This window comes from Enterococcus sp. DIV0703, from assembly GCF_051711065.1.
Taxonomy (GTDB): Bacteria; Bacillota; Bacilli; order Lactobacillales; family Enterococcaceae; genus Enterococcus_B; species Enterococcus_B hirae.
On sequence record NZ_JBIOLX010000001.1, the window covers coordinates 1,679,047 to 1,693,414 of the forward strand.

Annotated in this window: 9 protein-coding genes; 1 reads left to right on the forward strand and 8 read right to left on the reverse strand. The window is 34.3% G+C overall.

Annotation, left to right across the window (positions count from 1 at the left end; all coding sequences use genetic code 11):
* Positions 1-83: 83 nt before the first annotated feature.
* The 6 genes from dnaJ to IGK81_RS07590 all read right to left on the reverse strand — a co-directional run bounded on the left by dnaJ (position 84) and on the right by IGK81_RS07590 (position 8,949).
* Positions 84-1,250: a molecular chaperone DnaJ gene (gene dnaJ / locus IGK81_RS07565; RefSeq protein WP_010718942.1), complete on the reverse strand. Its 1,167-nt coding sequence runs from the start codon at positions 1,248-1,250 to the stop codon at positions 84-86.
* A 661-nt stretch (positions 1,251-1,911) separates the two neighbouring features.
* A complete protein-coding gene (gene dnaK / locus IGK81_RS07570; protein WP_010718941.1) occupies positions 1,912-3,744 on the reverse strand; it encodes a molecular chaperone DnaK in 1,833 nt (610 codons plus the stop codon).
* A 41-nt stretch (positions 3,745-3,785) separates the two neighbouring features.
* Positions 3,786-4,349: a nucleotide exchange factor GrpE gene (grpE, locus tag IGK81_RS07575; RefSeq protein ID WP_010718940.1), complete on the reverse strand. Its 564-nt coding sequence runs from the start codon at positions 4,347-4,349 to the stop codon at positions 3,786-3,788.
* 45 nt (positions 4,350-4,394) lie between these two features.
* Positions 4,395-5,438, reverse strand: coding sequence for a heat-inducible transcriptional repressor HrcA (gene hrcA, locus IGK81_RS07580; protein ID WP_010718939.1), 1,044 nt, complete (start codon positions 5,436-5,438; stop codon positions 4,395-4,397).
* Positions 5,439-5,684: 246 nt separating this feature from the next.
* Positions 5,685-6,851, reverse strand: a complete 1,167-nt coding sequence (gene hemW, locus IGK81_RS07585) for a radical SAM family heme chaperone HemW (protein ID WP_034698273.1) — start codon at positions 6,849-6,851, stop codon at positions 5,685-5,687.
* 604 nt (positions 6,852-7,455) lie between these two features.
* Complete coding sequence (locus IGK81_RS07590; protein ID WP_232622372.1) at positions 7,456-8,949, reverse strand: hypothetical protein; 1,494 nt, start codon at positions 8,947-8,949, stop codon at positions 7,456-7,458.
* Between the two features lie 1,871 nt (positions 8,950-10,820).
* On the opposite strand from IGK81_RS07590, the gene IGK81_RS07595 reads away from it, so the two are divergent.
* A complete protein-coding gene (locus IGK81_RS07595; RefSeq protein ID WP_081186522.1) occupies positions 10,821-10,967 on the forward strand; it encodes a putative holin-like toxin in 147 nt (48 codons plus the stop codon).
* A gap of 460 nt (positions 10,968-11,427) precedes the next feature.
* Here IGK81_RS07595 and IGK81_RS07600 read toward each other — a convergent pair whose 3' ends face one another.
* Together IGK81_RS07600 and IGK81_RS07605 are read right to left on the reverse strand one after the other, a co-directional pair.
* Positions 11,428-12,450, reverse strand: coding sequence for an HNH endonuclease (locus tag IGK81_RS07600; protein WP_034698278.1), 1,023 nt, complete (start codon positions 12,448-12,450; stop codon positions 11,428-11,430).
* 1,188 nt (positions 12,451-13,638) lie between these two features.
* On the reverse strand, positions 13,639-14,334 hold the full coding sequence (locus IGK81_RS07605; RefSeq protein WP_232622373.1) for a hypothetical protein: 696 nt from the start codon (positions 14,332-14,334) through the stop codon (positions 13,639-13,641).
* Positions 14,335-14,368 lie beyond the last annotated feature (34 nt).

Here is a 14,368-nt window from a genome sequence, read left to right on the forward strand (position 1 = left end):
TAAGAGGGCGGGCGATTCTCCAGCAATTAGATGTTGGTCTAACTGCCAGAGATGCTAGCTGAATTTATTGATTTGCTTTTCTTTTATTTTCTTTTCTTACCGCCAAAGGCATCTTTCACTTTATCAAAGAAGCCATCTTCTTGTTGTTCTTCTACTTTGATGCCGCCAGCTTCAGCAAAAGCACGCAATGCTTCACGTTGCTGTTCATTTAAGTTCTTCGGCGTGATCAACTTCACTTTCACATGTTGATCCCCAGTAGCTCCTCCACGAAGTTTAGGCGCTCCTTTGCCACGTAAACGGAAATTCGTTCCTGTTTGCGTACCTGCCGGAATTTTAAGTTTGACATCTCCATGAACGGTTGGCACTTTTACTTCATCACCTAAAGCAGCTTGTACAAAACTCAATGGCAATTCGTAATAGATCTCTGAACCATCACGATCGAAAATATCACTTTCTTCCACACGGAATACAACATATAGATCACCAAATGGTCCGCCGTTTTCTCCAGCTTCACCTTGACCTGCCAGACGCATTTGTTGTCCTTCTTCTACACCTGCTGGTACATTCACCTTAACAGAATGTGCTTTCTTTTCGTGACCAGAACCATGACAAGTTGGACAAGGATCTTTGATTTCTTTACCAGTACCATGACAAACGTCACAAGTTTGACGACTCATCACACGGCCAAGTGGCGTTTGACGTTCCACATTGATTGTCCCTGATCCATGACACTTATGACAAGTTGTTGGTTGTGTTCCAGGTTTCGCACCATTTCCATGGCAAGTATGACAAATTTCTTCTCGATTATACTTGATTTCTTTTTCTACGCCAAAAATCGCTTCTTCAAAAGAAAGATCGATCGTATACTGTAAATCCGCACCCTGTCTTGGCGCATTAGGGTCTACCGTACGACCGCCACCGCCAAAGAATGAATCAAAGATATCTTCGAAGCCGCCAAAACCGCCACCCGAAAAGCCGCCAAAACCACCAAAGCCGCCACCGGCTCCACCAGCGCCATAGTTTGGATCGGTACCTGCGTGTCCATATTGATCATAAGCTGCCCGTTTTTGCGGGTCACTTAAAATTTCATAAGCTTCTGATACTTCTTTGAATTTTTCTTCTGCATCAGCTTCTTTATTGATATCTGGATGATATTTTTTTGATAGCTTTCGATAAGCTTTTTTAATTTCATCTTCAGAAGCTCCTTTCGAGAGCCCTAAGACTTCATAATAATCACGTTTTGTTGCCATAGGCTTTCCTCCTATTGGTTCTCATCATTTCCACGTCGCTTGTTATCATATCATACTTTTACGAAAACAAAAACTGCTACTTTCAAGTATTTAAAAAAGGAAGCTAGTTTAAGGCTCATACCTAAGTCAAGTTTTCCAAATTGAAGAAAGAATGTTCCTCAAATCTTATCTTATGACCAGATCGAACTACCTCAAAGCAACAGCTATTGTCCAAGAAATTCTCCCATTGTTCTTATGACTTCTGTTATTCAACAGGCATAATCATGCACATCAAATCTCCAGACGATAAGTCACTATTTTGCGCTTCATTCTTGAAAGTGAACGCCTACTAACCTTTTAGACCACTCTAAATGTAGCACTATCGGAAAATAATCCGAAGAATCTCGAAAATATGAGAATCTATTTTCGCATTCTTCGGATTATTTCTTAGAGCTGATCTCTTTTGCTAAACCTTCTTTCAAGCATTGGCACTAAAAACGAACGGCAAAGTAAATTGTTGTATAAACTTCGGTTCACTCGTCTTTTAGATCCTGCTTAATATTGTTTAACAACGTATTCAAAAGGTTGTATTGTATGATAACAGTCCCAGCTAGAGAAAGGGAAAACCTTCTCTACTGAAACTTGTCATTTCTACTAAACAGCTAACGATTACTTAATGAGATTATTTTTTGTCGTCTCCGTCGACTTCTTCAAAGTCAGCGTCTACTACATCATCTGCACCTGTTTGTGCTGCTTCTGGATTTTCTTGTGCTTGTTGTTGCGCAGCTTGTTCATACAATTTAACTGTCAAGTTTTGCACGATTTCATTCAATGCATCACGTTTTGTTTTCATTTCTTCGATATTGTTTGCTTCAACAGCAGCTTTCAATTCATCGCGAGCTTCTTCCGCTTTTTTCACTTCTTCTGCGTCAACTTTACCTTCTAATTCTTTTAGTGTTTTGTCAACTGAGAATAGTAAAGCATCAATATCGTTACGTAAATCCACTTCTTCTTTACGTGCTTTATCTGCTTCTGCATTCGCTTCTGCATCTTTTACCATGCGTTCGATTTCATCATCAGTTAGACCTGAAGAAGATTTAATCGTGATTTTTTGTTCTTTTTGTGTACCTAGGTCTTTAGCAGAAACATTCACGATCCCATTTTTATCAATGTCAAAAGTAACTTCGATTTGTGGCACACCACGTGGTGCTGCAGGAATATCTGTTAATTGGAATCTTCCTAACGTTTTGTTGTCAGCAGCCATCGGACGTTCACCTTGCAAGACATGGATATCTACAGCAGGTTGATTATCTGCAGCCGTTGAGAACACTTGTGATTTACTTGTAGGGATCGTTGTGTTTCGATCAATTAATTTAGTAAAGACGCCACCCATTGTTTCAATACCTAATGATAACGGAGTAACATCAAGTAACACAACGTCTTTGACATCACCTGTGATAACCCCACCTTGGATAGCAGCACCCATCGCTACTACTTCATCTGGGTTTACAGATTTGTTTGGTTCTTTTCCAGTTTCTTTTCTTACTGCTTCAACAACTGCAGGAATACGTGTTGAACCACCAACTAAGATAACTTCATCAATTTCAGATTGTGATAAACCAGCATCTTTCAAGGCTTGTCGTACTGGAATTTTTGTACGCTCTACTAAATCAGCGGTTAATTCATCAAATTTCGCACGAGTCAATGTCATTTCTAAGTGAAGAGGGCCTGCTTCGCCAGCTGTGATGAACGGTAAGCTGATTTGTGTGCTTGATACTCCAGATAAATCTTTTTTCGCTTTTTCTGCAGCATCTTTCAAACGTTGCAATGCCATTTTATCTTGTGATAAATCAATGCCGTTTTCTTTTTTGAACTCAGCTACCATGTGATCAATGATTTTGTTATCGAAGTCATCCCCACCTAGATGGTTATCTCCAGCTGTTGATAGTACGTCAAATACGCCATCACCTAATTCAAGGATAGATACGTCGAACGTACCACCACCAAGGTCAAATACTAGGATTTTTTCATCACGATCTGTTTTATCCAAGCCATAAGCAAGCGCTGCAGCAGTTGGTTCATTTACAATACGTTCAACTTCTAAGCCAGCAATTTTACCAGCATCTTTTGTTGCTTGACGTTGTGCATCATTGAAGTAAGCAGGCACAGTAATAACTGCTTTTTCAACTTTTTCACCTAGATAGTCTTCAGCGAATCCTTTGATATATTGAAGGATCATTGCAGAGATTTCTTGTGGTGTATATGATTTTCCTTCTACTTCTACTTTATAGCCTGGTTCACCGATATGGCGTTTGATCGATGAAATCGTATTTGGATTCGTTACTGCTTGACGTTTAGCAACTTCACCCACTTGAATTTCCCCATTTTTAAATGAGACAACAGAAGGAGTTGTACGGTTACCTTCTGGATTTGCAATAATTTTTGCTTCGTTTCCTTCTAAAACAGCTACTGCTGAATTGGTTGTACCTAAGTCAATACCGATAATTTTACTCATAATTAACGTCTCCTTATCTTAGTTAATTTTATATCATGACATTATTGCGCAACAATAACCATTGTTGGTCTTAATACGCGGTCATGTAATTTGTAACCTTCTTGTAGTACTTCGACGATTGTGTCAGCTGGAAGTTCTTCAGTCGCTGGCACGGTTTGTACAGCTTGATGGAGGTTCGGATCAAAAGCCTCTCCTTTTGCTGGGATTTTTTCGATTCCTTCTTCTTTAAGTGCTTGTTTCAAGCTTTCTAGTACCATTTCGACACCTTTTTTCAAACTTGCACCTTGATCATCAGCCACATCTGTAGCCAAAGCACGCTCTAAGTTATCAATTGAAGGTAATAATTTTTTAGCAAGATCTTGTGAACGATATTTTTGTAATTGTTCACGCTCATTTTTACTTCGATTTGCAATATTTGCAATCTCAGCTCGAGCACGTAAATATTTATCTTCCAACTCTTCCATTTCAGCCTTTAAATTTAAACGCTCAAATTCTTCAGCTTCTACGTCAGAGACACCTGAGTCTTCCGTCGCTTCCGTATCGATTTCCGTATCTTCTTGAATATCCGCTACGTCTTTTTCTAACTCTTCTTTTTTTTCTTTCACAAGACACACTCCTTTTCGTTAATCAGTCAGTGATTCGTTTTCATGCTAAGATCCAGTCAAATCAATTGATCGATAATAATCAGCAAGCTTGTTCGCTAATTCTTGACGATAGACATCTACCAGACCCAACATTTTTGAATAAGGCATACTGGTTGGTCCCAACAAGGCTATTGTACCTCGACCGTGTCCAGCAATCTCGTAACTTGCTTGGATCATGCTCATATTTTGTAAAAGCTCATTTCCTAATTCAGATCCAATTTTGATGTGGATGTTACTATCCGTTGGGACGATCATTTGGGTTAATTCATAAGTATCTGTCATAAACGAAAACATCGATTTGAATTGCTCCAGATCTTGGTGGAGTTCATAATCTAGTAGATTCATTTGTCCACTTACATAAATTTTGTCTTCAAACGCATGTCCGAGTATCGTATCAAAAAGATTTGATATTCCTTCAGTTGTCTGAAAATATCTATGCAAAATCATTGGAATCTCTGTCCGCAATTTATGATAGACAGTCATCAATGGATCTCCCACCAATCGTTCATTGACAATGCGAACAATTTTTTCTAAATCTTGGCTTCCTAGATTTTCAGGAAGTGTAAAAACTTGGCTTTCTACATTTCCTTTATCAGTTACTACAATCGCAATCACTTGACGACTATTTAAAGGAACGATACGAAAACCAGTCAAACGGCGGTCTTTAATTTCTGGGCCTAACGAGAAGGTTGTGTAACTAGTCAGCTCGGATAAAATCTCAGCAGATTGTTGAATAATCTCGTTAATTTCATGAAATTCTTTGCTTAAAGACAGCCGAATCTGCTGCAGATCATCATTGGTTACACGAGCAGGTTTTAGCAAATGATCCACATAATGCCGATAACCTAATGCTGAAGGAATCCTTCCTGATGAAGAATGAGTTTTAAGTAACAACCCAGCATCTTCTAAGGCTTTCATGTCATTACGGATCGTTGCTGAGCTTGCCTTGACTCCATCTTCCATTAAGGTTTTGGAGCCGACGGGTATACCGCTACTCGTATAGTTTTGGATGATCAGACGTAAAATCTCACTTTGTCTTTGTGTTAACATCTTCTTCACCTCTCATTAGCACTCATATCTTCTAAGTGCTAACCCACTTACTAATATAGCAAGAAGCGCATAGTGTGTCAAGAAAAAGAACACCCCTTTTAGCACTCTCATTTAACGAGTGCTAAAAGGGGTGTTCTCTGATAAATACATTGATAGATCAACACGAAAGATAAATAGGTTTCTTAATACCTTCCATTATTTAATCGATCTATAAAGAAATTTAAAGGTTTTATTGACCTCTCACAACTATTTTTCAAGCAAGAAACGTTCAAATACTTCATTTCCTAGAAAAGTTCCTTTTGGCGTTAAATAAATTCGATCGGATTCATTGACCAATAATCCTTCTTTTTCTAAATCTGTCAAAACTTTTGAATAAAGCGATTCGATTGTTTGCTGATATCGTTCGTAAAAATGTTGTTTGGAAATTCCTATCTTTTTCCTTAACCCAAGAAACATTTCTTCCTCGATTTGATTTTCTCTTAAAAGTACTTCAGTTTCCAAAACAGGGAGTTCTCCTGCTCTTAATGGACGTAAATAATGTTGAATCGGTCCCTTATTACGGTATCGTTTATTCCCAAGATATCCACTTGCACCTGCGCCAAAGCCGAAATAATGATCATTGTTCCAATACATCAAATTGTGTTTTGATTCATGCCCCTTCAATCCAAAATTACTGATCTCATATTGATGACGTCCCTTTTTTTCCATCGCTTGTATGGTTTCTTCAAACATTCGCGTTTCGGTTTCTTGATCAGGCAGTTCTAAACGCCCTTGCCGCACCCAATTCATAAACATCGTTTTATTTTCTAAAATCAATGAATACAATGAATAATGGGGCAAATCAAGTGCAAGTGCTTGATTCAATGTCTCTCGATAGCCCTCTAACGTTTGTCCAGGTAACGCATAAATCAGATCAATACTCACATTCGTAAAGTTTTCTTCTTCTAAAAAACGCATTGTTTGGTAAACATCCTCTGCGGTATGTTTCCGCCCAATTTTTTTCAGCAACCGATTATCAAAAGTTTGCACCCCCATTGATAAACGATTCACTCCATAATTTTTCATGACCTGAAGCTTTTCTTTCGTTAGATCTCCAGGATTCGCTTCAACCGTAAATTCTTTTCCTTCTTTAAAAGGCAATATTTCCCTAGCGCCTGCTAACAAACGATCCAATTGCACTGCAGTCAAAGACGTAGGTGTCCCACCACCAACATACAGTGTTTCTAATTCTTTTACAGGATGTTGTTCAAGTGTGATTTCCATTTCTTTTAGAAGCATCTCGACATATTCATCTACGGGTTGACCTTCTAAAAATACTTTATTAAAGTCACAGTAATAACAGATATGCTCACAAAACGGGATATGGATATACGCAGAAACCTTTTGTTCTGCGGGATTGGTTGTTTCATTCATTAAACTAAATTCTCCTTACGTCGAAAAGTCGTACCTGTTTTCGACCTTCTTTAAACGGTGTTCAAGCGATTGCTTCTACGGAATTAAGTTCAAAAAATTCAAAAATATGGAAAGCTATTTTCGATTTTTCGCTCTTAATTCTTGAAGCATACCATCGCTTTCACAACCTCTCATATACGCATACTAACCGTATTTTCCAAACAAATCCACTAAAAAATCAAAGAATCGACTTCTTGGACTCGTTTTTCTTTGGTTGTATTGGTTACTTGGTTATAAATTTCTAAAGTTGTTTTCATGTTGGAATGACCCACTCGCTCCATGATCGCTTTGATCGGAACGCCTGCTTCTGCCAATAAAGAGATATGAGTGTAATGGTAAAGACAGTAATGTTTATACAGTGACTAATCAAAAAAGACCAGGCACATGGTAATTCAACAAGTATCTCCTCAATTGCTGAACTTCTTAGCTATTTCATTCTGTCTTTTATGTTGTATGTACGTTTTAAATCTAATTCTTTTAATCATTCTTTTCTTTAGGTTTATCCATTTGAAAAACTCTGCATCACTTGATACAACCTCTGGGGGTTTACACACTTTTTTATAGACTACCTTTCAAAAGTTGACTCTCGTTTAGTTCTTGAAAATTCTTTGTTAGTTTTTATAGCAGTATTTGTTAGTTTTTCTGAAAGAGTAGGTTTCATTGACTGGCCTCTTTTATTTCTTCTGTTATTAGATTGTTCAAAGTTATTAATGAGTTTATTGTATTCATCAGTATACTTTGTTGCTAACGAGGGGCTTAATTTTCCTTTTTTTACAAGCAACTCTATACAATTTTTCTCATTAATTATTGCATATTGAATATTCGTTTTTTCACACTTTAATGTTGGAAGGATGATATTCTCAAAAATATTAAGATTTTTTTCTGTCTGCTGAATATCACTAGGAGACATTTTCTTATTCGAGCGTAACTGTAAATGGAACTCATTAATTTGTTCACGTAAATATTTTATATTTTTAGTTGCCATGTTGAAATTGTTTGAAAGATCTTCAAATCTTATTGCTATAGATTCTTCTTGTGGAGAAAGAGTAGGTAGCGCTGTTGTAGGTTTATTCGTTATTTCAGGCATACTTATCGTTGTTTTATAAGTGCTACCCAAATGGGTTCCTTTTGATTTTGTAGACTCTTGTGAAAAAATAGTAGGACTTTCTGTTTCAAGAGAATGCACTGCAGGGGTTCTCAGGTAGTTTATCTCATTTTTTAGGAATCTTGTTAGCTTTCTACAATTCGCTAAAAAACTATTGGCCTCCCTTTTTTTGTTTTTTAGATTGTCTAAGTCCATTATGTAACGAAACTCATATTCTTCTACTTCTGTTCTATTCTCTATTCCATCATTTTTTAAATATTTTTCAAGCGATTCCATCTTCTGTTCTGTCTTATTCACAAAAGTTTTTAAATCATTCCTCACAAGACGTAATTCTTTGCATAATTCTTCAGACTGCTCACGGTATGATTTTAATTGATTAATTTCTGCAGGTTTTTCAGTAATATATCCGTTTAAGAGTTTGATAAATTCTGACTCTTTTTCCACTAGTTGATAAATTGCTCCGTCATGAGCTTTTTGATCCTCGAGATGCTTTGAAAATTCTACATCAATTTCTTTTGATTGTTTAGATTTTTGAGCTGAATAGGGGTTTGGATCATCGACTTGCATTTCGTCTAATAGTCTTGAGGTTTGGTCAGTGTTCATCACATTATTGTGTTTCGAGTGTCGAACTTTGTGTGGATGAATTTCATCATTTTTTTTAGATTTTTTAGATTTTTTTTTAGATATTTGAGCTGAATAGGGGTGTCTTGGATCATCTCTTTGCATTCCGTCTAGTAGTCTTGAGGTTTGGTCAGCGTTCATCCCATTGTTGTGTTTCGAGTGTTGAACTTCGTGTGGATGAATGTCATCAGGTAAAAAATTAATTCTACCCAAGTTTTCTACATACGGATTTCGTTCTAATTCCCTTCCTTGATTTTGGTGTCCTAAACTACGTGCTTCATTTGCTATGCTCGCCACACCAAGAGCAGCAGTAATCAGTTTACCTATTCTCATATAGTATCCATCTCCTTTTCATTTAATGCTTATCCCATTAACTATGTACTTCATCATTTCTTTTGTTTTTTGGCCAACAATTGTTTAACCAATCAGCGATAATTCTGTTGTCTTTTTTTCATGATTTTATGTAACAATTTCTTTATTGCTTATGATTATAAAGATGTTTTTTTTAAATGGCTTACGATTATTTCATATCCCCAAGCAATGAGAACAAGTATTACAATTCTCTCATAAATAGGAAAACAATAAATAATAAATATGTTAATCAATTCAAAAATCACTAGTAATATTAAATAATGAAAAAATAGCCATATTTTAGATAAATATTTCATATAAAACACCAGCCAATCAAGATTTCTTTACTTTATTGGCTGCGTACACTTATGATTACTCAACAATCAATATTCGAACCCCATTTTCATCCTGGTTGTTTATTTACAAGAATAATCATTCCTTTACTTGTATGAATAGTAGTTCCGATAGAACCATTAATAGCTTGAGCTATCCTAAACCTACATAATGTACAATCGCTGCAAGCCCAACAGTTTTTGCAGTAGTCGCAATATAAGAGTTCAAATAAATATCTTTTGTTTCGTTATTGAAATTAAATACTTTATTTACCCTAGCCCTGAGTAGCTCTTTTCTTCTTTGTAATGCTATTTCGCTAGCAGTAAAAATTGTATATGGATCAATTCCTTATTGTTTCAAAATAGTGATTAAATCGTCAATATTTAAATTAAATAATTGCCTGAATCCTTCAGTAAGCTTTTATTCAGTAATAGTTCTGTCTATTGATTGATTCAACGAAATTTCTGTATTTTCATTAGCAAATACATTTGATCCTATCGAGATTGATGGAGTAATAGAGACAACCAAATCAGATGTAAGTAATACTAATTTTCATTTAAAAATCTGTATCCTCCCAATTTTTTTATTTGTCTTATATGACGATACAACTGTAAACTAATAACGATGTTATTAGTTTACCTCATCATAAAAAGCGTTTTTAAAGTCATAACTATTTGAATTTTTTAAATAAAAGAACTAATTTTAGTCAGCCAGTTACAGTAATGGCAGATATGCTCACAAAACGGGATATGGATATACGCAGAAACCTTTTGTTCTGCGGGATTGGTTGTTTCATTGATTTTTGTTCCCCTTAATCTTATTTTATTTTGTTTCTTTCTTATGTTATAAAGCAACTTTAATTTTTCTTATTTGACTAAATAACTTTAACTTCTATCGATTCTAATATACTTACGTTTTCACGGATAAAAAGTTTTTTTTTCTCCTTTTTCTTGATCTTTTTTCAGTTCACAATCCCTCTTGGTTTCTTATTTTTAAGCAAAAAAATAGACCTAATTATACTTGAAATTTCAAGAAAATAACTAGGTCTATATGCTATATATAATTGAGACAGCACAGTTTATGTGGTGGCTAATCCCAATAGAAATTGGGTGATGCCTATGTTGGTTTGTGACTTGCTCCCTAGAAAGGAATAAGCTTGTCTGTTTTTGAAGCGCTAATGTTTGCGATAGCTTTTGCAACGTTAGTTTTGACAATCAGCAATCACAAAAACGACAAAAAATAACCGCAATTTACACTTAGCCAGTTTGAACGGTTATTTTTTGTAACTATTATTAAACTGAGCCACCGTCTTAAACGGTGCTGTCAAAAGGGAACTGTTCGCGCAGTTCCTTTTTTCATCTTCATTATAGCATACGCTTATTCTTCTATTCAATTTCCAAAACAAAAGAACAGTTGTTTTTATTTTTAAGGTAATAATAACAAATCCTATATGCTATAATCAGTTATGACAGTAAAGTTTAATGACGGTGGCTATCTAATCTGAAAGTGAGGTGGTGCTTATGCACATAATCTCAAACTTTAGAGAAAGGAGACGCCTTTTGTCTGTGGAAGCAGCGTTAGGGCTAATGATCAGTTTTGGATCTTTGATCGCAACACTGATTTTTGGCATTCTAACCTTAGCCCACAAAAACGACAAAAAGAAGTAACCGTCACTTTAGCGAGAGATTGGTTACTCCTTTTTGAGATAACTATATAACTTGCCACCGTCTTTAGCGGTGCTGTCAAAAGGGAACTGTTGACGCAGTTCCTTTTTTCATGTTTATTATAGCATACCCTTTCTCTTTTGTTCAATTGTTTCATTATTTTATATTTAAATATCCATAAAGCGTAAAAGTTACTTTATTTGACAATGACTTTCCGATCCTAATACTCGAACCTAGAACTTTACAAAAATGTATGAGCTCCTCCGTTACTATGAAGATATTCCCTATCTTGGAAAATCTCATGCATTTTCTAATATGATTCTAGAAGACGCCTATTTACCAGAAGACCATGAAAAAGAACTTCGAACAAATATTGATACAACCCAGTCTTTTTATAGCGAACGCTCGCATAATACAGTACCTATAAAAGTATAGAAGGTTTAACGAAGTTGCTAATTTTTCTTTATATGTGAGTCAGTTTATACTCTCTCTCCGCAACAATCTTAATTAGTTTATCTTTATCATCTGGCAACTCAAGTTCATGAATTCTAGCGTGACAGTTTGGACATAATGCAATACAATTTTCAATTACATCTTTCCCCCCTTCTGATAAATACTCTATGTGATGACAATGCAAATAAGGTACACCGTCTTTTATAAATGGTGCTTTTTCTTGACAGAGTTGGCAGATACCTTTTGCAAGTCGCTTAACGTATTCGGATATGAAAACATTTCGTTTATATACTTTTGTTTTTGAAAATAAAAACTCTTCTTTATTACCATATTTAACAGCCATTTTTTTGTTATAACTGCTAATTTTTCTTGCCTCCTCTTCTATTTTAATATTAGACAAATTACGAACATATCTAATTTGATTCTCTTCATGACTGTATATCTCTTTATCTTCTATCAATTGCTTTTGATTTATTAAAGCTAAAGGAAATTTATATACTTTCCTCATTTTACCGCTATTATCTTGCTCATTATCAGTATATATTTTTCCTGCTAAATATACTTCTCCTAAATATGTGTGTTCTTTTGGTTTAAAGGTTTCAAATAGATGAAGCTTTACAAAATTAGATTTTGAATTAGCTAAAACTTTATTTTGAGCTTTATCTAATATTTGGTCACCATTCAAACCCATACCTGTGTATTGTAAAATACCATTTAACCATTTATCTTTATAAACATTGCCTCCTGTTTGATCACTAAAGAGTACAAGAGTATTAGTTTTATGAGATCTTCTCATTCCGCCTTGCATAGAACATTTAAATTTCTCTGCAATTTCTTTATTAGTAAAAACTTCACCCACTTCTATATTACCCAATATTTTTTTTGACCATTCTTCTCTCCATGAAATCACTTTGGCAAAATCAAACATTTCTTCATCTTTTGGCATACCATGTCTAACTAAATAATTTAATACTTCTGTAGTTATATCTAATTTTTTAAGTAAATCTTTTTTAGTAATTAGTGTTGTTCCCATAACAATGTATCCCCTAATGGCATCAATATAATTATGATCAAAAAAATTCAAAAGTTTAATAAAAAATATCTTATTGTTCAAGATATCTATAACATATTAAAACATCTTTATTATACATCGTCTACGTTTACTTTTACTAGCCATATTTCTGAAAGATTACTTTGTAGATATATACTATTAACTAAACGTTATAAATAAAAAATCATTTTAAAAAAACAAGATATTTGTATCCACAGATAATTTTTCTTCTGCAAAATTAATCATTTTCTTTATACTGTTCAAAAAATCTAAAAGCAAAAAAGTCATATCAAATTTCAGATATGACTTGAATATTTATTATTTAAAATTTTAAATCTTGTATTACTTAAACTCTCCTTACCCCGACACTTTATTTCAGTAAATTATTTCTTATTTTTCTTTACAACAACTATCTGCCCGATAATCAAAATCAACGTTACTCCAAAGCCGCTTCTTAGAAAGTCTCGATTCAGTAAATATTCGATAAAAATACCTATTAAACTGGTTACTAACGCCACAATGATAATACTAGCGTATGGATGGTTTTTCGTATACTTTTTCCAGTTTTTATACAAGAAAACTCACTCCTCTATATTATTCCGGCTATAGCTATTCCAGCATCATTATAGCTAGTTCTCGTAGGAAACCAGCCTAACCTTTTTTAATTCTATCTTATTTTCTTGAAAATGCTGTATTAAGCGCTGATTCTAAAGTTGCTCAACGTAAATCAGAGATAATCTTATAGTATTTTTTCATGATGTTCTACCATAGTTTTTTATAGTTAATGTTTAAAAAAACGTCTTATGATTATTTCATATCCCCACCCAATGAGCATAAGTATGCCTATTCGTAAATAAATAGGAAACTGATAAATAAGATATGTGTTAACTAATTCAAAAATGATTAACAAGATTAAAATAGAAATAAATGACCAACTTTTAGTGATATACTTCATCTAATATCCCTCTCTTTATGAATTTATTCCGCGCACTCTAGCCTTAGTCGTATTCCAGATATTTACTAATAAGTTGACCCCATATCATTGTGAGGATGAGTTTGAGCTTTAGATTGAATATAACCTATCTCTAAAATGACTGTTTTACTATTTTGGAACAGATTAGGTGCTGTTTATTTTTCTATTGATTGAGTGAGACACATAAATACCGATTTTCAACGTTTGGTCTTATTTATTTTGATTGTCTTCATATATTCTAATTCTTTTTTTACATGAACAAGCATATAATAATCTTCGACATAAAGGCTTTTTACTAATATAAATAAATTATTCGATTTAAAAATCCCAAAAATGAATGTCAGTGGAAAAAGACTGATTAGAAAAGTACTAAAATTTATACTGCCTTTCTCAAAAAAATTTTGGATAAGATAGATCGTGATAGGAAAACACAAAGCTACGATAAAGTTTTGGTAAATACTTAACATACTGGTTCCGTGGTTTTCTTTCTTTTTGATCAAGTATTCCACATCAAAAATCAATTGATTGATACTTCGCTCGTCAAGCATTCTTTCAGCTTTTCGTTTATATAAATAATTATGGTATTTTTTAGGACGACCATGCTTTGTTCGATATCTTTTATAGTAACAGAATAACAGAAACGCAGTCGCCACGTTGAATTGGTAAAAGATTGTTTCAATATTATTATAAGCATGAGGATTTCCAGTTAAATATAAAAAACTACTACCCAAAATAACTAGAATAAATAACGTATTAATCCATAGGCTAAGAACATATAAAAACAGATAAAAGGGTTTGATTACCCACATGTTTCTGAATGAACTTGCTTCTCGATAGATATCCGTATAAAATTTCATTGCTTCAATTTGCTTTACTTTGAGTATTTTTGTCATTTATCCATTCTAGAGTCCTTTCTTAATCACTTGT